Below are 19,043 nucleotides of genomic sequence, written 5' to 3'. Positions count from 1 at the left end.
TGGTCGCGATCTGGTCGCAATCTGGTAGAGATGTCGCGTTGATGTGGACGCGCTGAGTTCAGGGCTCCATGATCTGGAACCGACGTCATGCTCATCTCCTCCCGGACACACTTCCCCGGTGCCCGGACGGTCCCCCGGAGGCTCGTTTGCCCGACCGCATCCGGCTGTTGCTGGTCGACGACCAGATCCTCAGCCGAGGCGTGCTCAGAAGCGGTCTGGAACGCGAACAGGACTTGGAGGTGGTAGCAGAGCTCCGCCGCTCCGACGACGTCGTCGGCGCCGCGAAACAGCACCGCGCCAACGTCGCCCTGCTCGACGCCGCCGGCCCCGGCGCCAACAGCCTCAGCGTCACCAGTCGGCTGCGCACCTCGATGCCGGAGTGCCGCGTCGTCATCCTCACCACCTACGGCCGCCCCGGCCACCTCCGCCGCGGCCTCGAGGCCGGCGCCAAAGGCTTCGCCCTCAGAGGCAGCCCCGCACCCCAACTCGCCGACGCCGTACGCCGGGTCCACCTCGGCCTGCGCGTCGTCGACGCCAACCTCGCCGCCGAAACCCTCCGGTACGCCGACAGCCCCCTGAACGACGGCGAAACCGAAACCCTCCGAGCCGCCCGCGAAGGCGGCACCATCGCCCTGATGGCCCGCAACCTCCAGGTCTCCGAACGCGTGGTCCGCACCCGCCTCTGGTCCGCCATCGGCAAAACCGGCGCCCGCACCCGAGCCGACGCCATCCAAACCGCCGAACAGAACGGCTGGCTCCTCGACTGACCCCGCAACCATCCCGGCCAGTTCCTCAGGCGGGACTGCCTAGGTGAGCTGGGTGGGCTAGCGGCGGTAGTTGTTGGTTTCGGCGCCGAGGACGTTGAGGAGGGCCAGAGCTTCGGCGTCTCGGGAGCCCGCGGGCGCGCTGTAGAGGACGAGGTGCTGGTCGCGGTCGGTGAGGGCCAGTGAGTCGCAGTCGACGGTGACCTGGCCGACCACCGGGTGATGGAAGGTCTTCGTGAGCATCGGCGCAGCCTGTACGTCGTGTTGCTCCCAGAGTCTGGCGAAGTCGGAGCTGCCGGTGCGCAGCTCGTCGATGAGGTCGGTCACCGCAGGGTCGGACGGGTAGCGGGCGAGGGTGGAACGGAGCTCCATCACGACGTGCTGCCTGAACTCCGTCGCGTCGGACACCCCATAGAGCGGCAGTCCGTCGCGTGTCGGTGCGAGGAAGGCCCGGCGAGCGAGATTGCGATCCCCCGGAGCGACCTCTTCGAAGTCCTCCATCAACGCGGCCGCGAGATCGTTCCACGCCAGCACCTCGAAGATCGCGGACGTCACGAACCCAGCCGTCTGCGGCAACCGCTCGAGCAGCGTGCGGATGCTCGGCCGCACATCCCGCCGATGCAACCCCGTCCGAGTGGGTGCAGTACCCGCAAGCACATGCAGATGGTCCGACTCGGCATCCGTGAGCCTCAACGCCCCCGCGATCCCAGCAAGCACCTCCCCCGACGGCCGCGGCGCCCGACCTTGCTCCAGCCGCACGTAGTACTCGGTGGAGATGTGGGCAAGCACCGCTACCTCCTCCCGCCGAAGCCCCGGCGTACGCCGCCGAGCCCCCGAAGGCATCCCCACATCCTCCGGCCGGAGGCGCTCACGACGACTCCGAAGGAACGCTCCGAGTTCCTGCTTGTCCATGTCACCAGTCTGCCCGCAACGCGGCGGCGGATCCTGGTACAGCCTGTGCCTGTCTCCGGATCGGCTACCGCCTGACGCTGGGGACATGACCACGAATATCGAGAACACACCCATCGGCCTGCTCAGCGGCAAGGTCGTACTCATCACGGGCGCCAGCCGCGGCATCGGGGCGGCCGCGGCGCGGTTGTTCGCCGCGGAGGGAGCCGCCGTCGTGCTTGCCTCCCGCAGTACCGACGTTCTTCAGAAGCTTGTCGCCGAGATCCGCGGTGACGGCGGAGTCGCGGATGCCGTCACGGTGGACCTCGCCGACCGGGCGAGCGTTCGCGCGGCCGTCGATCGGGTCGACGAGTTGCATGGGCGGTTGGACGGGGCGTTCAACAACGGTGCGGCGATTCAGCGGGCGCCCGGTCCGCTCGACACGACGAGCGACGAGGACATCGAGGAACAGTTCGAGGTGAACTTCCGGGCGCACTGGACTGCGATGAACGCCGAGTACGCGCTGATGCGACGAGGCGGTGGCGGAGCGATCGTCAACACCTCGAGCATCGGCAGCCGCCGCGCGAACCCGGCCCTCCCCGCGTACGGCGCAATGAAGCGCGCACTCAACAGCATCACCGAGACAGCCGCAGTGACGTGGGCTCCGCAGGGAATCCGCGTCAACGGCATCACCCCGGGCGGCACCGCAACGGAGATGATCGACGCCTGGGAGGCGGCGACCCCGGGTGTCGTCGACCGCATCAACGCAAGCACCCCACTCGGCCGGATGGCCGACCCCCGAGAGATCGCCGAACTGGCCGCCTGGCTCCTCAGCGACCGTGCCTCAGTAGTAACCGGCGCCATCATCCCCATAGACGGCGGCGCCGGCGCCTGACCAAGCCGGCCCGGGCTGGCGTAGGTCAGGAGGGTAGTTGGGACCAGAGCCAGGATGGGCCGGTGGATTGGGCGCCTAGCGCGTCCAGGCGGGCGCGGAGGCCTCGGTCGGCGGTGACCACGGTGACGGGGCGGTTGTTGTTTTGGGCAACGGCTTCGGTGACCAGGTCGACTATGGCGTCGTCGCCGGAAGCTGGGGCCAGGACTATCCGGAGGTCTGGGAAGGCTGGGTCAGGGGCGGATTCGACCGCGGCTTTGGCTGCTCCTTCCAGGACTACGGCTATCTCGGTGGGGGTGTCGAGTCGGGCCGGGAGGGTTTGCAGTTTGGTGAGCAGGCGGCGGGCTGCACCTGGGCGGTCGCGCCACCAGCCGTCGGGGCGGGAGCCGACCACGTTCGCGGCGTCTATCACCAGTAGCTCAGTCGAGTCATCCGTCACCTGGCCAGTCTGCTCCTCCGATCGGTCCCGCGCGGGCTTCGCTGGTCACGAGCGGCGTGCCGAAGACACCTAGGTGGAGTCTTACGGTGACCGCGGCTGTGACCGTGTCCGCATCGACATGGCAGTACTTCAATGAGACTCCTTGGGCGTCGGTGATTCGGACAGCGGTGGCGCAGGCTTGGCCAGGGGTGGATTGTTGGGCCTGGGCCGCGCTGAGGGCCGCCAGGTCGGCGGCGGTGTCGGCTCGGTGGTGAGCTACGGATACTGCGGCCCACAGCACTCCGATCACGCAGGCGCCCAGTAGGACGGTAGCGATGCCGAGGGATAGCAGGGTTGCGCTGCCGCGGTCTGTTCTGTCAGTCATCGGGCCCGGCCGGTCAGTCATCGGATTCGGCCGGCTCGGTTTGAATGACGGCGGTGGCTTTGGGGGTCGGGTGGGGTAGGGCGGCGAGGAGGCCGCGCGGTTGGGAAGGGGTGGCGGTGACTTCGACGTGGATGGTGACGTCTTGTCGGGTGATGGTGATGGTGGCGCCTGGCGGGGCTGCGCGTTCGCCTAGTTCGCGGGCTGACTCCAGGGTCTCGCCGCGGGCGACGGCTCGGGCAGTGTCCCGGGCCGCGTCGATGCAACGGACGTTGGTGATCACGGTGCCGACCAGCCAGAGACCGAAGGCCAGTACGGCAAGCAGGACAGGGAAAGCGAAGGCGGCCTCGGCGGTGACTGAGCCGTTCTCGTCTCGGATGCGCATGTGACAGGTCCTTCCAGGCGGGTGTGGCCGGCCGCGGCGGTGATGCGAGGCGCCGCGGCCGGAAGGCTACTGCGGTGCGTCAGAGTTGTACGCCGTCCACCCCCGCCGCCTTCAGCGCGTAGTTGATGATCGCCTTGAGCAACGTCAGCATCGCCGGGGACTTGAAGAGCGCGATGAGGATGCCGGCGATCCCGCAGGCCGCGACCATCGTCACGGCGTACTCCGCGGTGGCGGCGCCGCGCTCGGTGCGGTTGCGGGATCGGCGGGCCAGTACCAGCGCCTTGGACATGTCGAACCTCCTGATCTGCCGCCCGGCTGCTCCGGCACGGCTTACTGACAAGATGCCGTCGCCGGAGGCCTTGCAGAGAAGGAGTTTTCAGCCTGGGGACAACTGTCGCCCGTCGACCGCCGAAAGGCGTTCGAACTGCTCCGCGGTCAGTCGGATCCGGCCTGCCGCCACGTTCTCTTCAAGGTGTTCGGCCGACTTCGTTCCTGGGATCGGGACCACCACGGGTGAGCGATGCAGCAACCAGGCAAGGGAGATCTGCGCGGGCGTGGCATCCAGTTCAGTGGCGAGATCGGCCAGAGTCCGCGAAGAGGCATGGTCGCCGTTCGCAATGGGGAGCCAGGGAACGAAGGCTGTTGATTGCTCAGCGCAATGATTCAGAACAGCCTCGTGTTCGCGGTCGGTCAGGTTGTACCGGTTCTGCACGCTGACCACGTCGATCACCTGGCGCGCTTCCTCCAGCTGCTCGACGGTCACCTCCGACAGGCCGAGGTGCCTGACCTTACCTTCGGACTGCAGTTGCGCCAATGCGCCCAGTTGGTCCTGAAAAGGCACGGACGGGTCGATGCGATGTAGTTGCAGCAGGTCGATCCGCTCGACCTTCAACCGTCGCAGGGACAGCTCGGCCGCCTGTCTCAGGTACTCGGGGCGACCCAGAGGTGTCCATTCGTTCGGCGATGGTCGCGTCCGTCCGACCTTCGTGGCGATCAGCAGGCCGTCGGCGTACGGATACAGGGCCTCGGCCAGCAGGTCCTCGTTGGCGCCGACACCGTAGGAGTCGGCCGTGTCGATGAAGTTCACGCCGAGCTCGACTGCTCGTCGCGCCACCTTGATCGCCTCGGTTCGGTCCTCCGCCGGCCGGAATCCGGTGAGCCGCATCGCACCGAATCCGAGCCTGCTTACCTCCAGGTCGCCGATCGTCATCGTCGGCTGGACTGGTCGTGTTGATTCCAGAGTCATACCGACAGGCTCGCCGCGTTCTGGTGGGCTTCTGCAATGATTTAGGTCCTACTAAATCGACAAGGCGACCGAGATGCTGACGATCACCTTCACCGTGGAGGACCTGGCCCGGACGCGGCTGGCGGTCTCGCCGTTGTGGGAGGTTGTCGCGAGCATCCGGTTGCTGAAGACTCCGCGGTCGCAGACGTTCCATCGGCGCTGGGCGGAGACGACGACGGAACGGATCAATCGGTCGGGTGCCGAGCTCGGGTTGCTCTTCGATCTGGTCGATCCGCGCGTCTGGTATCTCGCGGACTTCCTCACCCCGCCGTCGCAGACTCCGGTACCTGACCTGGCGACGGACCTGGGCGCGCTACGACGAGTCAGCACCGACCAGGTCCGCGCAGATCTCGATGTCCTCGCCTACGCCTGCAAGAACCCGATCGGCTCCCTCGACGAGGTAACCCTCCCCCGCCGGCGGAGAGATGCCAGCGGCGACTCCAGCGCCCGCGCCAGAGTCAGCGCGAGTGTTCGCGGCACCACGAGCGTTCGCGGTAGGGCCAGCGGTATGCCGACGGCTGCGATCGCTGAGCTTTATGGCGATCCGCGGGGTGGTGTCGAGCGGCTGGCTGAGCAGGTGGAGGCGTACTGGGGGTTGGCGATCGCTCCGCATTGGGGGCGGATCCGGGCGTTGCTCGAAGGGGATCTGCTCTATCGCGGGCGGAGGCTCGGGCAGGCGGGGCATGCCGGACTGTTCGCCGATCTGGCTGACACCGTGAGATGGCGCGATGGGTCTTTGCAGATCAGGCACCGGCGCTTCAAGGGTGTGCGGCAGCTGGCCGGCGAGGGGTTGTTGATGACGCCGTCGGCTTTTGTCTGGCCGACTGTGTACTCGAGCACGATCCCGCCGTGGCAGCCGACGTTGACCTATCCGGCTCGTGGAGTGGCGACGCTCTGGAGCGAGCCGGTACGCGGGACCTCGGCCGGCTTGGCCGCGGTACTGGGTCGGTCTCGGGCGGAGGTGATGATGCAGTTGGACTCGCCGCGGTCGACGACGGAGCTGGCTGCGCGCATCGGGATGACCGCTGGAGGTGTCTCGCAGCATTTGAGTGCGTTGCGGGCGGGTGGGCTGGTCACTCCGCATCGGGTCGGGCGGGTTGTTCTGTATGCGCGAACCTCGGCAGCGGAGTCTTTGCTCGAGGCAGCCGAACAGGGCGAGTGACCAACCGCCGGTACCACCGGGTTAGCGTGATCGGCATGTTTGTCCTGGAACTGACCTATACCGTGCCGCTCGATCGTGTTGATGGATTCATGGCAGATCATCTGACCTGGGTGAAGGCGCAGTACGACGCTGGGGTGTTCGTGGCGTCCGGGCGTAAGGAGCCGCGGGATGGTGGTGTGATCCTTGCCGTTGGCGATGATCGGGCTGCGATGGAGGAGTTGGTGGCCGGCGATCCGTTCTCTGTTGCGGGAGTTTGCGAGTACAGGGTCACGCGGTTCCTGGCGACGAACGTCGCGGCGGCGCTGGAACCGTATCGGGAGAAGCCGTCAGCCTAGGAAGCTGAGTAGGCCGGAGAGTGAGCTGGCGATGGTGGGGACGATGCCCAGCAGCATGAATGCCGGTAGGAAGCACAGGCCGAGTGGGACGACCGAGCGGGATTCGACTGCGCGGGCGTGCGCTTCGGCGGCCCAGCGGCGGGACTGGCGGACGTCGTCGGCTTGGTGTTCGAGGATCTTTGCCAATGGGGCACCGGAGCGGAGGGCTCGTTGGGTGGCGCGGGCGAAGGCCGCGCAGGACGGCTCCTTGAGGAGAGTGGACCAGGCGTCGATCGGGTCGGTCCCCAGGTTCATCCGGCCTTCGACCTCGGTGAGGAGGTCGGCGAGTGGGCCGCCGAGGGATTTGGCGACGACGCTGATCGCGGCTTGAGGTGGGCGGCCGGCTTTCAGGCAGGCGGCTAGCAGGTCGACCGCCAAGGGGAGGTCGGCGGTGAGGCGCGCCGCGCGTTGGCGGGTGGCTGCGGGTTCCAAGCGACTGAGGGCTATCGGGGTGGCGAAGAACGCGACGGCTGCTGGGATTGCGCCGGTTGGGATGCCTAGCAGAAGGAGCAGAGCGGCTGCGGCGATGGTCGCGACCACGAGGTGGGTGCGTCGGGTGGCTGACGGTACTTCCTTTGTTGTTGCGAGGTTGAAGGGCCAGCGGGCGCCGAGTGGACGATGTCTCCCGAGCCGGCGGCGACCTGGTGGGGTTGGTAGGAGCAGTACTACGGCAAGAGCTGCTGCGAGGGCGGGAAGAACGGGTTCGGTCATCGCATTCCAAGGCTGGGTGGTTTGGTTTGGGTGTTGGTCCAGTGGAGGCCGAGGGCGGAGAGGGACAGGCCTAGGGCCAGGCAGAGCCAGCCGGGTGGGGTTTGGGTCAGGAAAGCCAGCGGGTTGGCGCCCAGGGCATAGCCGAGCGCTGTGCCGAACAGGGGGAGGACGGCTAACAGGCGGGCGGTGGCTCGGGGACCGGCCATGCCGGTGAGGATCTGGCGGCGGATGGATTCGTCGGCGCGGAGGGAGTCGGCCAGGCGTTCGGTGATGACGGCGAAGGCCGCGCCGGATTCGTCGGCTACTCGCCAGGCTGCGGCGAGGGCTCGGAGGCCTTCTGCTCCTGGGGATTCGGCGATCAGTTCCAGGAGGGATGGGACGTCGCCGCCCAGCTTGGCTGCTGCTGAGGCGACCTGAAGGTCTGGGCACACCGTGGCGGCGCCTTCCAACGCGGCCGCTGGTGGGCGGCCGGCGGTCAGTTCAGCTGAGAGGACGTCGCAGGCTTCGATCACGGTGGCTCGGCGGGCGGTGGCGATCCGGGCCTTGGCGGTTCGAGTGCGTTGGCTGAGCACCACCAAGGCCACGACGCCGATGGCCAGCGTAGTCACCACCACCGATGGATCAGTCGATATCGCGAGCAAGATGCTGAGGGCAACTATTGCCGTGAGGGCGCCAAGGCGGCAGGTTGTTGAGCGAGCGAAGGCACTCCCGCCGCCCGACAGTTGGGACTGGCTGCGCGGCGCGCTGAGGCGGTGGAGAGCTCGGCTTGGGGTCGGGAGCAGCGTGAGGACCGTGACGGACGCCAAGAGAGCGGTCAGCGCTCGCATCAGGCTGCTCCGGCCAGGTGGTGGGTCAGGAGGGCGGCGGCTTGGTGGAGTTTGGGTGGGCCGGTGACGAGGAACTCGATGGCGGGGACGGCTATCGCCTGGCCGCCGGAGGTTCGGGTGATGGCTCGGATTTCGGTGATTCGGCGGGTGCCGTTGGAGGAGCGGGTCAGGTGGATCACGGCATGGAGAGCTGAGGAGATCTGGCTGTGGATGGCTTCGCGGGTCAGGCCGGCCATGGCGCCCAGGGCTTCCAGGCGGGCGGGGATGTCGGCGGCGGAGTTGGCGTGGACGGTGCCGCAGCCGCCTTCGTGGCCGGTGTTCAGGGCGCTGAGGAGGTCTACTACTTCGGCGCCTCGGACTTCGCCGATGACCAGGCGGTCGGGGCGCATGCGGAGGGCTTGGCGGACCAGGTCGCGGAGGGAGATCTCGCCGGCACCCTCGACGTTGGGTGGGCGGGCCTCGAGGCGGACGACGTGGGGATGGTCCGGGTAGAGCTCGGACGCGTCCTCGACCAGGACCAGCCGTTCGGACGGATCTACCAATGAGAGCAGGGAGTTCAGGAGGGTTGTCTTTCCGGTGCCGGTGCCGCCGCTGATCAGGAAGGCGACACGGGCATCGAGGAGGTCCCGGAGTACGGAGGCACCGCTTGCTGGGAGGGAGCCTGCGGCGACCAGGTCGTCGAGAGTGAAGACCTTTCGGGAAGGAACCCGGAGCGAGAGGCAGGTGCCCGGAGCGGCGATCGGCGAGAGGACGGCGTGGAATCGGGTGCCGTCGGGGAGGCGCACGTCGACGTACGGAGTTGCATCGTCGAGGCGGCGGCCGGCCGCGGCGGCCAGGCGGGTCGCCAGGCGGCGTACGGCTGGTTCGTCGCCTGTTCTCAAGTGGATGCGTTCGAGGCCCGAGCCGCGGTCGACGTAGACCTCGTTGGGGCCGTTCACGAGGATGTCGGTGATGCCGGACTCGGACAGCAGGCCGTCGAGCGGGCCGGCGCCCATCGCCTCGCGCTGGAGGGCGGCGACGACGGCGAGCACGATCGAGTCGCCGACGAGGCTGCCGTCAGCGCGGAGGGCTGCCGCCACCAGGGTCGGGGTTGGCTCGGATCCTTTCTCTGCAAGGGTTCTGCGGACGCGCTCGAGGAGTTCGGGTGAGACTGTCATGCCGCGAGCTGACCGTGGAGACCGAACAGGTCGAGTACTTCGGTTGCCGCGCGCCCCAACGCGCTCCGGGGCCGTGGATCGAAGCGGCCGTCGTCGAGTGCTGTCGCGAGGTCCCGCTCATAGCCGAGCTTGGCGGCCAGCGGCAAGGACAGGTGGTCGGCGACGTCGAGGGCGGAGAGACCGTTGAGCCCAGGCTCGCGGGCGACCACTCGCAGGTCGTGGGCGACCTCGCGCAACGGGGCAACGAGTCGAGCAGCGGCGGCGCAGGAGCGGACGTCGCGAGGCACGACCACAAGCGTCGAGGTTGCACGGACGAAGGCTTCCTCTGCGGCCGGATCCGGGCGGCGCGGGAGATCGACGACGACCAGGTCGCTGCTGCGTTGGGCGGCGCCGAGCACCGAGCGCATCGCCTCTGGTGGTAGGGCTGTCACGTCGGAGCGGTCCCAGGAAAGGACGGCGAGCCCGTCCACTGAGGGAAGGGCGGCTCGTAGGGCGCTGGCGCTGACTCGGCCCGCGGCGTTGAGGAGGGCCGGCCAGCGGGAGCCTTCGTAGTCTTCGGTGCCGAGGACTAGCTCGATACCGCCACCCAGCGGGTCGCCATCGATGAGCATGCTGCGCAGGCCGCGGCGGCCGGCGGTGATGGCGAGAGCTGCCGCGAGGGTGGTGGCGCCCGCACCGCCGCAACCGCCGACGACGGCGAGGGTGATGGCTGTCCGCGTCCCGCCGTCGAGGGCGTCGGAGAGTTTGGCGCTGAGCTCGCCTTCGTCGGCAGGGAGGACGAAGGCGCCTTCGGCACCGATCGAGAGTGCGAGACGGTAGGCGTCGGGGGCGTCCGGAGGCGTGGAGGTCGCCGGAGTGAGTCGCTGGGTGTCCGGGGGAAGTCGGGCGGGTCGGGTGGAGGCGCGCGTGGCCAGGAGGACGCCTGGACGGCGTGGCGGCTGAGTTTGGACCAGGAGGCTGGCGAGGTCGGCGCCTACTACTACGAAGGTGGCGGTCTGCCAGATGCGGCGGAGGCCCAGGAGGTCGTTTTCGACGTGGGGTGTCACCTCTGCGGCGGCGGCCAGGCGGAGCAGGTCGTCGAGCAGCAGTTCGTCGGCTGTGGCCAGCAGAACGTTTGGGTGGATGGCGTGGTTGTTCATGTCTTAGAAGGTGCCGTTGTTCCGGCGGGAGGCCGAAACAAAAACCAAGGTTGTGGAGAACTGTCGGATATCCGTCAGGAGCGGCAATCCGCCATCGCGACCCGGCGACCTGCGGGCGGCGAAGAGCTACGGTTCCTTTCGAAGCGTCCTTAACTAAGTGGACACCCGTGCACTCCTCACAGCTCCTTGATGGAGGTCCGCCCCATGAGTCGAATGCGCAGCGTCGCTGCCGCGGCCACCGTGGCCGCAACCGCCCTGATCGCCGTCGCCGGCGTCTCGGTCGCCACCGCCCAGACCCAAGCCCCCGATGCCCGATCGCAGACCGTGGCCGCCAGCAGTGGCGGCGTGAAGACGGCCTACTTCACCCAGTGGGGCATCTACCAGAACGCGTTCTATCCCAAGAACCTGATCACCACCGGGGTCGCGAGCAAGCTCGACTTCCTCAACTACGCGTTCGCGAACATCCACCCGACCAGCCACACCTGCTTCATGGCCAACCAGGCCGCCTCGCAGGACGAGAACAATCCGAACGCGGGTGACGGAGCGGGCGACGCGTTCGCGGACTACGGCAAGTCGTACGGCGCGGACATCAGCGTCGACGGCGTCGGCGACGTCTGGAACCAGCCGATCCAGGGCAACTTCAACCAGCTGAAGAAGCTGAAGGCCAAGCAGCCGAACCTGAAGATCCTGATCTCGATCGGCGGCTGGACCTACTCGAAGTACTTCTCCGACGCGGCCTCCACCGACGCCAAGCGCAAGGCCTTCGTCACCTCCTGCGTGAACATGTTCATCAAGGGCGACCTGCCGATGGTGGACGGCTTCGGCGGTCCGGGCAGCGCCGCGGGCATCTTCGACGGCGTCGACATCGACTGGGAGTACCCGGGCTCGCCCAACGGCCACCTCGGCAACCACTACAGCGCGGCCGACAAGCAGAACTTCACCCTGCTGCTTGCCGAGTTCCGCCGCCAGCTCGACGCGTTCGGCAGCGCGAACGGCGGCAAGAAGATGTACCTCACCGCCGCGACGCCGGCCGGGCAGGACAAGATCAAGACGATCGAGACCGACAAGATCGGTCAGTACCTCGACTACAACAACGTGATGACGTACGACATGCACGGTGGCTGGGAGGCGACCGGTCCGACCAACTTCCAGGACCCGCTGTACCAAGCACCGGGCGACCCGAGCAACCCGATCCCGCCGGGCACCAAGAAGTACTCGATCGACGGCGCGGTCCAGGCCTGGACCACCGGCGATCCGGCGTACGGGATCCCCGGTGGATTCCCGGCGAACAAGCTGACGATCGGATACCCCTTCTACTACCGGGGCTGGAAGGGTGTGCCGGCCACGGCCAATGGCAAGTACCAGACGGCCACCGGGCCTGCTGACGGTCACGCGCTGAGCGGCAACGTGCCCGGCGTCTCGTTCTACAAGGAGCTGACCGGCTTCGTCGACAACCCGTCGGCCACGTTCTTCGACGACGCCAGCAAGTCGTCGTGGTTCTACAGCAACGGCACCTTCTGGACCGGCGACAACGCCCGGTCGATCAAGGAGAAGGCCGACTACGGCCACTGCAAGGGCCTGGCCGGCGCGATGATGTACAGCCTGGAGGCGCTCGACCCGGGCGTCACGCTGTTCAACAGCGTCGTCAACTCGGTCAACGCGGACACCCCTGGCTGCAGCGGCCCGCCGACCACACCTCCCACCACACCGCCGACCACACCGCCGACGACGCCTCCCACGACGCCGCCGACCACTCCCCCGACGACACCTCCCACCACGCCGCCGACCACCCCTCCGACGGCGACCCCCTGGGCTCCGAACACGGCCTACGCGACCGGCTCGCTGGTGTCCTACAACGGCGTCACCTACAAGTGCATCCAGGGCCACACCTCGCTGACCGGATGGGAACCGCCGAACGTCCCCGCACTCTGGGGCCGGGTCTGATCACGTACCGCCCACTGATCGGAGCATGATGAAACGCAAGCGCATTTCGGTCGCCATCGCGGCGATAGCAGCAGTGGTGATGTCCGTCCTGTTCATCCCCGCGGCCTCGGCCGCACCGGTGAGCGCGGCCTTCACGAAGGTGTCCGACTGGGGCAGCGGATTCGAGGGCAAGGTGACCGTCACCAACGGCACCTCCGCCGCGATCAGCACCTGGTCGGTCGCCCTAGACTTCCCGTCCGGCTACACCATCAGCAGTTCGTGGGACGCCACCCGCGTGAGCAGCGGGCAGACCCACACCTTCACGCCTCCCAGCTGGGCCGGGCCGCTCGCTCCCGGCGCCAGTGTCACCTTCGGCTTCAACGGGAGCCCGGGCAACTTCCCCGGTATCTCCGCCTGCCGACTGAATGGCGGCTCCTGCACCGGCGGTGGCGGCGGCACAGTGCCGGGTGCACCGTCCGGACTGGCCGGTACTTCCACAGCGAACTCGGTGAGCCTCACCTGGTCGGCGGCTAGCGGCGCCACCAGCTACAACGTCTACCGCAACGGCAGCAAGGTCGGTACGCCGACAGGCACGTCATACACCGACTCCGGGCTGACCGCCAGCACGGCCTACAGCTACCAGGTCAGCGGCTCGGACAGCGCCGGCGAAGGACCCAAGACGGGCTCCATCTCGGTGACCACCAAGCCTGGTGGCACTGACCCGGCTCCTGGTCGCAGGGCCGCGCCGTACCTCTACATGGGCTGGGGCAACCCGCCGAGCCCGGCGACCGTCATGAACGCCACTGGCATCAAGTGGTTCACGATGGCCTTCATCCTGTCGTCTGGCGGCTGCAACGCGGCATGGGACGGCAGCAGGCCGCTCCAGGGCAGCGCTGATGCCACCGCGATCTCCCAGATCCGTGCGGCCGGCGGGGACATCATCCCGTCGATCGGCGGCTGGAGCGGCAACAAGCTCGGCCCGAACTGCAGCACGCCGGAAGCACTCGCCGGCGCGTACCAGCAGGTGATCAACGCCTACGGCCTGAAGGCGATCGACATCGACATCGAGAACAGCGACGAGTTCGAGAACGAGGCGGTCCAGGACCGGATCCTGACCGCGCTGAAGATCGTCAAGCAGAACAACCCCGGCATCCAGACGATCCTGACCTTCGGCACCTCGACCACCGGCCCGAACTACTACGGCAACCGGCTGATCGAGCGGTCCCAGGCGCTGGGCGCGAACATCGACATCTTCACCCTGATGCCGTTCGACTTCGGCAGCAGCAACATCTACAACGACACGGTCGGCGCCTCCACCGGCCTGAACAACAAGCTGAAGTCCGTCTTCGGCTGGACCACCGCGCAGGCCTACGCCCACCAGGGCATCTCCGGGATGAACGGTCTGTCCGACCAGCAGGAGCTGACCACCACGGCGACCTGGCAGAACATCACCACCTGGGCCAAGAACAACGGCCTGGCCCGGCTGGCGTTCTGGAGCGTGAACCGTGACCGCGGTTGCGCCGGCGGCGGCGTCGTCTCCAACTGCAGTGGTATCGCCCAGGGCGACTGGGACTTCACCCGCATCACCGCAGGGTTCTGACCGGTACTGCGGCGGGCTGGCAACCCCGGCCCGCCGCAGTGCTCAGTACAGGTCAGCCGGCCTTGATCGCCTGGACGATGAGCTCGTTCCGGGCGTCCTGGCCGTAGGGGACCGAGGTGTGGATCCCCTTGCGCAGGTAGGTGTTGAGCCGCTGCGGCTTGGCGGCCAGCCACTCGGCCCAGCGGACGATGCGCAGGTTGGAGTGCCGCCGCTGAGCGTCGGCCAACTGCAGGTTGACCCAGGCGCTGTTGCGCTGGTCTGCCAACTGCGTCGTGTACCCCGGACCGGTGCGGGCCACCTGGGTGTTCACCCAGAACACTGTGGTCCGCTGCCCGACCAGGCTCATCGCCCGGTCGATCTGCGCCGCCATCACGGGCGGATTGAAGATGTCGTTGGTGCCGCACGCCATCACGATCCGGCGCGGCAGCCCGTAGTTCGCCCGCCAGTTGGCCAACGCGTCGACGGTGTCCTTCGTCGGCCGCCCCGACCAGTTGTTCACGGCAAGCTCCAGGCCCAGCTCGCTCTTCAGGCGCAGGGCGAACGCCTTTCCATCCTGTACTGCGATGCTGTCGCCGAACATGAACACCCCGTTCACCGACAGCACCCGCTCGATCGTCGCCTCGGTCGCGACAGCCTTGGACAGGCCCCTCCACTCGCCGAGAGTCCCCGATCCGTAGCCGTCGGCGGCAGCCGTACCGGTGGTCGCCACCGTGGACGCCGCCGCTACCGCCCCTGCCATGAACACTTGTCGCCGATTCGGCCTGACCCCACTCAATAGCTTCCTCACGGGGGCACTTTATATATGTCCGAAGTCTTTCTTGTTTGACCGGGCATAGTCGGCTGTGTGCAGAGCGCTTCCGCCCATGGCTATCGACCTGGTGAGCCCGGCTATCGCAGGTTGTCGGTGGCGTTGTTCGCAGCAGGACTGGCCACCTTCGCGATGCTCTACAGCACTCAGGCCCTACTGCCCGAGCTGGCGCGGGTGTTCCGGGTGTCGCCGAGCCAGAGCGCCTTCAGTGTGTCTCTGGCCACATTGGGCCTCGGAGTCGCACTCCTGGTCGCAGGGCCGGCCTCTGAGGTCATCGGCCGCACCAAGCTCATGCGCTGGTCGGTTGCCGCGGCTGCCGCCATAGCCGTCCTCTGCGCCCTCGCACCGAGCTGGCCGATCCTCCTGGCGCTCAGAGGTCTCCAGGGTGTGGCGCTGGCGGGGCTGCCGGCCGTTGCCATGGCCTATCTGCGGGAAGAGGTCCATGACGACAGCCTTGCCAGAGCGAGCGGCCTCTATATCGCCGGCACGGCAGTAGGCGGTATGACCGGCAGGCTGGTCGCCGGTGGCCTCGCAGAGCTAGGTGGTTGGCGAGCAGCGCTCGGTGGCATCGCCTTGCTGGCCGTCGCCTGTGCAGTACTAGTTGCAGTACTACTCCCCGACTCGCAGCATTTCACCCGCGCCACCGCCAGCCGCCAGACCCTCCGAGTGCTCAAGGACCCAGCCCTGCTCGGTCTCTACGGCACGGCGGCCACCGCGATGGGTGCCTTCGTCGCCGTCTACAACGCGACCGGCTTCAGGCTCGCCGTCGAGCCGTACGGCCTGGGGCCAGGGCTGGCTGGTCTGGTGTTCACCGTCTACCTGGTGGGGTCGGCAGCATCAGCAGTGGCGGGCAGGCTGGCCGACTCGTACGGTCGCCGCGCCGTAGTCCCTGTCGGTTGCCTCGTCACGCTGGCCGGCGTAGCCCTGACTCTCGCGACACCGCTGCCACTGGTCGTCGCTGGGCTCGCCGTGATGACAGCGGGGTTCTTCGCCGTCCATGGAGTCGCCAGCGGGTGGGTCGCCGTACGGGCTCATGCAGGTGGCGGTGGTACCGGTCAGGCGGCCAGCTTCTATCTCTTCGCGTACTACCTGGGCTCCTCCGTCTTCGGCGGCCTGGCCGGTACTGCGTGGTCGCACGCCGCCTGGCCTGGAGTGGCAGCCGAGGCCGGCGCTCTGCTCCTCATCACCTTGGTCCTGGCCCTCCTGTTGAGGCGCAGTGCCAAACTGACCACATGACGCGAGCAACCGAGGCGGCGGACTCAAAGGGCCTGGCGTACGAGGTCACCAAGCACGGCAGGGTCAACTCGTTGGAGGAGGCCGCGGCCGCCCGTGGCATCGAGCCGGCCAAGCTGATCAAGACGATCGTCGTGCGGCTCTCCGACGACGACTACCGGTTCATCCTGGTCCCCGGCGACCGGGAGATCGCCTGGCCCAAGCTGCGCGCGCTGCTCGGCATCAACCGCATCTCGATGCCCAGCGCCGACACAGCCCTCGCGGTGACCGGCTATGTGCGCGGCACGATCACCCCGCTCGGCAGCACCAGCCCTTGGCCGGTGATCGCCGACGAGCGGATCACCGGCACGATCTCGATCGGCGGTGGCGACCACGGAGTCGGCATGACAGTGAACGCCGAGGACCTGCTCAAGGCCCTCGACGCCACGGTCGCTGACGTCACCGACTAGGCGTTTCGCCCTAGGTCAGCAGACCTCGCTGACCTGCGCGAAGGCCCGCCTGGAAGCGGGTGGTCGCGTCGAGTGCTTTCAGGATTCTCTGCATCCGTCGCTCGACCGTGCGCTGGGCGACGCCGAGCCGGCGAGCTATCGCCTGGTCGGTGAGTCCGGCAGCCGCCAAGGCCAGCAGTTGCTGGTCCTCGAAGGTCAACGGCCCGTCCGAGGCCGACGGGGACAGCGGAGTCGCCTGCTGCCACAGGAGCTCGAACAGTCGCAGCAAAGCGTCCAGCAGAGTCGACGGCCCGATCTCGATGAGCTCGTGCCCGGTCTGCATCAACCCGATGCGCCGATCGGCGACCACCAGCTTCAGCGGTACGTCGCGCAGCATGCGACAGCTCGGCCCAGCGCTACGAGCAGCAGCGATCTCCGCGGGCTCCACCAGAGCAGCCATGTCATAGACAGTCCGGTAGGCGACTCCATGAGCCCGTCGCGGCTCGATCGGCAGTACGACGAATGGCGGCTTGTCGAGTACCAGTACTTCGGTTTGCGCACTCTGCTGCGCTTGGTAGAACCGCTGCGCCATCGCCTGCTGCCCACGGATCACCGTGAACGGCCCGGCGTCGCCGCGAGCCCGGAACTCCGAGGTCAGCGCAGCCGCTCCGAGACGCGCCTGCACGATCGCCGCTTGCTTCCGGAGCGCCAGGAGCTCCACAGCGGCCTCGGGCACCGCAGGGGTGTAGCGGGCCGGGCGCCCCGGAGTACGGGACGCCAGACCCAGGGACAGGAGTGACCGGAGGTGCCGGGCCACCCGTGCGGTGGCCCAGCCCGTGTCAGCTACCAGTTCGGTCGTAGTTGCTTCCGGCCGGGCCAGAAGCGCCCGGTAGAGCTGCTCGTCCTCGGAGCAGACACCCAGTGCTTCCAACACCGGAGCAGGTCGATAGTTGTGCATCAGGGCAACGCGTGGACGTGAGAGCCGACCTGGTTCGCGAACCCGCCCCCGTTAAGCGCATCCCAGTTGGTCGACCAGGTCATGGCGCCGCGCAGCGTGGGCCACGTGGTGCTCGGCTTGAAGCTTCCGCAGTTGGTACCCCTGGCCAGGCAGTCCAGTGCGTTGTTGACGATCGTCGGCGAGACGTAGCCGCTACCGGCCGCCCGGCTCGAGGCCGGCAGGCCCAGACCGACCTGGTCGGGCCGGAGCCCGCCCTGCAGCATGATGCAGGCCTGCGCGGTGATGAAGTCGACCGTGCCCTGGGAGTACACCTGCCCGTTGCAGCCGTTCATCGCACCGGAGTTGTAGTACTGCACGTTGACGATGGTCAGGATGTCCTTGATCGCCAGCGCCAGCTTGAAGTACTCGAACGTGGTCGCCTGCATGTCGATCGTCTGCGGCGCCATGGTGATGATCAGGCCGCTGCCGAAGCTGTTCCGCAGGCTCTGCAGCGCCTGACCCATGTACTGCGCGTTGACGCCGTTCTCCAGGTCGATGTCGATCCCGTCGAAGCCGTACTCCCGCAGCAGCGACAGCGCGCTCGACGCGAAGTTGGCGGCCGCGGTCGCGTTGGCGACCGAGACGGTGCCGTTCTGGCCACCCACGGACAGGATGACCTTCTTGCCGGCCGTGTGCTTCGCGGCGATGTCCGCCTTGAACTGCGCGACCGTGTAGCCGCCAAGGCCGGCGCTGTCGAGGTTGAAGGTGATGGCGCCCTGCTGGGCACCGGTGTCGGCGAAGGCGACCGCGATCAGGTCGTATGCCGCCGGCACGTCGGAGATCTTCTGCACGGTCGCGCCGTTGTTGAAGTTCTGCCAGTACCCGGTCAGCACGTGCTTCGGCAGGTTGCCCGGCGGCGGCTGCGTCGGCCCGCTGGACGTCGTACCGGAGACAGCCGCGCCGTAGGCCGAGCAGTTGCCGGCCGCGTCACAGGCACGCACCTTGAAGCTGTACGTCGTACTCGGGTTGAGGCCGGACGCGGTCCAGCTGGTCACGTTGCCCACGCTCTGCGGGGCGTCGGTGCCGCGGACCACGTCGTACCGGCTGACCCCGTTGGTGTCCGAGGAGGCCGACCAGTTCAGCTGCAGCGAGCTAGAGGTCGGGCTACCGACCGTGAGACCACCCGGGACGGTCGGCGGCGTCGTGTCCGGCGGCGGACCGGTACCACCCGGGCCGTCCAGCACTACGTCGTCGGCCTGGTACGCCGGCAGTCCGTACCACCCGTGCGTGTAGACCACGACGCTGCTGGTCGACGCGCTGGTGGTGAAGGTCGTGCTCAGCTGGGCCCAGCCGGTGCTCGTCGTCCAGGTGCTGGTGCCGCCGTCGGCACCGAGGTACACGTTCGAGCCCTTCACCCAGGCCGAGAGCGTGTACGTCGAGCTCGGCTTGACCGAGACGGTCTGGCTGCAGCGGGCGATGTCGTTCGAACCGGGGCTGGCCTGCAGCGCATAGGTACCGGTGTGGGCCGAGCCACTGACCGCGGCGCCGGAGCCGGCCGTACAGGACCAGCCGGCGAGCGTGCCGGTCTCGAAGGTCCCGTTGGTGACGAGGTTGGTCGCGGCGGAGCCGGTCTGCGTGATCAGAACCAGACCGGTGATCGCGAGAAGCAGGGCTGACAGGACTGAGATGACCGCGGCGTGGGGGCGGTTCGTACGCGGGTTCATGTGACA

21 protein-coding genes are annotated in these 19,043 nt (G+C 67.9%); 8 read left to right on the top strand and 13 right to left on the bottom strand.

Annotation, left to right across the window (positions count from 1 at the left end):
* Nucleotides 1-146: 146 nt before the first annotated feature.
* A complete protein-coding gene (locus ACIA12_RS23820; RefSeq protein ID WP_396369233.1) occupies nucleotides 147-767 on the top strand; it encodes a response regulator in 621 nt (206 codons plus the stop codon).
* Between the two features lie 57 nt (nucleotides 768-824).
* On the opposite strand, the gene ACIA12_RS23815 is transcribed toward ACIA12_RS23820, so the two are convergent.
* A complete protein-coding gene (locus ACIA12_RS23815) occupies nucleotides 825-1,676 on the bottom strand; it encodes a helix-turn-helix transcriptional regulator (protein ID WP_396369232.1) in 852 nt (283 codons plus the stop codon).
* An 85-nt stretch (nucleotides 1,677-1,761) separates the two neighbouring features.
* Between ACIA12_RS23815 and ACIA12_RS23810 the strand changes: the two genes are divergently transcribed.
* Nucleotides 1,762-2,547, top strand: coding sequence for an SDR family NAD(P)-dependent oxidoreductase (locus ACIA12_RS23810; protein ID WP_396369231.1), 786 nt, complete (start codon nucleotides 1,762-1,764; stop codon nucleotides 2,545-2,547).
* A 25-nt stretch (nucleotides 2,548-2,572) separates the two neighbouring features.
* Here ACIA12_RS23810 and ACIA12_RS23805 read toward each other — a convergent pair whose 3' ends face one another.
* From ACIA12_RS23805 to ACIA12_RS23785, 5 genes are all read right to left on the bottom strand, one after another.
* Nucleotides 2,573-2,983 carry a hypothetical protein gene (locus ACIA12_RS23805; RefSeq protein ID WP_396369230.1) on the bottom strand — a complete coding sequence of 137 codons (411 nt, stop codon included), beginning with the start codon at nucleotides 2,981-2,983 and terminating at the stop codon, nucleotides 2,573-2,575.
* Entirely contained in the window at nucleotides 2,973-3,347 is a 375-nt protein-coding gene (locus tag ACIA12_RS23800) for an Rv3654c family TadE-like protein (protein WP_396369229.1), read from the bottom strand. Before ACIA12_RS23800 ends, ACIA12_RS23805 begins: the two co-directional genes overlap by 11 nt.
* A gap of 13 nt (nucleotides 3,348-3,360) precedes the next feature.
* Nucleotides 3,361-3,729 (bottom strand): TadE family type IV pilus minor pilin, encoded by a 369-nt coding sequence (locus ACIA12_RS23795; protein ID WP_396369228.1) that lies wholly within the window; start codon nucleotides 3,727-3,729, stop codon nucleotides 3,361-3,363.
* Between the two features lie 79 nt (nucleotides 3,730-3,808).
* Nucleotides 3,809-4,018: a DUF4244 domain-containing protein gene (locus ACIA12_RS23790; RefSeq protein WP_396369226.1), complete on the bottom strand. Its 210-nt coding sequence runs from the start codon at nucleotides 4,016-4,018 to the stop codon at nucleotides 3,809-3,811.
* 87 nt (nucleotides 4,019-4,105) lie between these two features.
* Nucleotides 4,106-4,975, bottom strand: a complete 870-nt coding sequence (locus ACIA12_RS23785) for an aldo/keto reductase (protein WP_396369225.1) — start codon at nucleotides 4,973-4,975, stop codon at nucleotides 4,106-4,108.
* A gap of 73 nt (nucleotides 4,976-5,048) precedes the next feature.
* Here ACIA12_RS23785 and ACIA12_RS23780 point away from each other — a divergent pair, with 73 nt between their 5' ends.
* Together ACIA12_RS23780 and ACIA12_RS23775 are read left to right on the top strand one after the other, a co-directional pair.
* Nucleotides 5,049-6,176, top strand: coding sequence for a DUF5937 family protein (locus ACIA12_RS23780; protein WP_396369224.1), 1,128 nt, complete (start codon nucleotides 5,049-5,051; stop codon nucleotides 6,174-6,176).
* 35 nt (nucleotides 6,177-6,211) lie between these two features.
* The gene (locus tag ACIA12_RS23775) at nucleotides 6,212-6,511 is read left to right on the top strand and encodes a YciI family protein (protein ID WP_396369222.1); all 300 of its coding nucleotides are present in this window, start codon (nucleotides 6,212-6,214) and stop codon (nucleotides 6,509-6,511) included.
* Here the strand turns inward: ACIA12_RS23775 and ACIA12_RS23770 are convergent.
* From ACIA12_RS23770 to ssd, 4 genes are all read right to left on the bottom strand, one after another.
* Entirely contained in the window at nucleotides 6,503-7,261 is a 759-nt protein-coding gene (locus ACIA12_RS23770) for a type II secretion system F family protein (protein WP_396369221.1), read from the bottom strand. The genes ACIA12_RS23775 and ACIA12_RS23770 overlap by 9 nt on opposite strands.
* Nucleotides 7,258-7,872 carry a type II secretion system F family protein gene (locus ACIA12_RS23765; protein WP_396369220.1) on the bottom strand — a complete coding sequence of 205 codons (615 nt, stop codon included), beginning with the start codon at nucleotides 7,870-7,872 and terminating at the stop codon, nucleotides 7,258-7,260. Before ACIA12_RS23765 ends, ACIA12_RS23770 begins: the two co-directional genes overlap by 4 nt.
* Before the next feature lie 215 nt (nucleotides 7,873-8,087).
* Nucleotides 8,088-9,245 (bottom strand): TadA family conjugal transfer-associated ATPase, encoded by a 1,158-nt coding sequence (locus ACIA12_RS23760; protein ID WP_396369219.1) that lies wholly within the window; start codon nucleotides 9,243-9,245, stop codon nucleotides 8,088-8,090.
* Nucleotides 9,242-10,384, bottom strand: coding sequence for a septum site-determining protein Ssd (gene ssd / locus ACIA12_RS23755; protein WP_396369218.1), 1,143 nt, complete (start codon nucleotides 10,382-10,384; stop codon nucleotides 9,242-9,244). Before ssd ends, ACIA12_RS23760 begins: the two co-directional genes overlap by 4 nt.
* A gap of 204 nt (nucleotides 10,385-10,588) precedes the next feature.
* Here ssd and ACIA12_RS23750 point away from each other — a divergent pair, with 204 nt between their 5' ends.
* Nucleotides 10,589-12,328: a glycosyl hydrolase family 18 protein gene (locus ACIA12_RS23750; protein ID WP_396369217.1), complete on the top strand. Its 1,740-nt coding sequence runs from the start codon at nucleotides 10,589-10,591 to the stop codon at nucleotides 12,326-12,328.
* A gap of 25 nt (nucleotides 12,329-12,353) precedes the next feature.
* On the top strand, nucleotides 12,354-13,907 hold the full coding sequence (locus ACIA12_RS23745) for a cellulose binding domain-containing protein (protein ID WP_396369216.1): 1,554 nt from the start codon (nucleotides 12,354-12,356) through the stop codon (nucleotides 13,905-13,907).
* 52 nt (nucleotides 13,908-13,959) lie between these two features.
* Here the strand turns inward: ACIA12_RS23745 and ACIA12_RS23740 are convergent, their stop codons facing one another.
* Complete coding sequence (locus tag ACIA12_RS23740) at nucleotides 13,960-14,646, bottom strand: hypothetical protein (RefSeq protein ID WP_396369215.1); 687 nt, start codon at nucleotides 14,644-14,646, stop codon at nucleotides 13,960-13,962.
* A 105-nt stretch (nucleotides 14,647-14,751) separates the two neighbouring features.
* Here ACIA12_RS23740 and ACIA12_RS23735 point away from each other — a divergent pair, with 105 nt between their 5' ends.
* Together ACIA12_RS23735 and ACIA12_RS23730 are read left to right on the top strand one after the other, a co-directional pair.
* Nucleotides 14,752-15,951 (top strand): MFS transporter, encoded by a 1,200-nt coding sequence (locus tag ACIA12_RS23735; RefSeq protein ID WP_396369214.1) that lies wholly within the window; start codon nucleotides 14,752-14,754, stop codon nucleotides 15,949-15,951.
* The gene (locus tag ACIA12_RS23730; RefSeq protein ID WP_396369213.1) at nucleotides 15,948-16,397 is read left to right on the top strand and encodes an aminoacyl-tRNA deacylase; all 450 of its coding nucleotides are present in this window, start codon (nucleotides 15,948-15,950) and stop codon (nucleotides 16,395-16,397) included. The genes ACIA12_RS23735 and ACIA12_RS23730 overlap by 4 nt, the downstream gene beginning before the upstream one ends.
* A gap of 10 nt (nucleotides 16,398-16,407) precedes the next feature.
* Here ACIA12_RS23730 and ACIA12_RS23725 read toward each other — a convergent pair whose 3' ends face one another.
* Nucleotides 16,408-17,310 carry a helix-turn-helix domain-containing protein gene (locus ACIA12_RS23725; protein ID WP_396369212.1) on the bottom strand — a complete coding sequence of 301 codons (903 nt, stop codon included), beginning with the start codon at nucleotides 17,308-17,310 and terminating at the stop codon, nucleotides 16,408-16,410.
* Between the two features lie 23 nt (nucleotides 17,311-17,333).
* Nucleotides 17,334-19,037 (bottom strand): chitinase, encoded by a 1,704-nt coding sequence (locus ACIA12_RS23720; protein ID WP_396369211.1) that lies wholly within the window; start codon nucleotides 19,035-19,037, stop codon nucleotides 17,334-17,336.
* Between the last annotated feature and the right edge of the window lie 6 nt (nucleotides 19,038-19,043).

This window comes from Kribbella sp. NPDC051620 (assembly GCF_044453825.1).
Taxonomy (GTDB): domain Bacteria; phylum Actinomycetota; class Actinomycetes; order Propionibacteriales; family Kribbellaceae; genus Kribbella.
The sequence above is the reverse complement of the archived record's forward strand: the minus strand, read 5'-3'. Positions and strand labels throughout refer to the sequence as shown.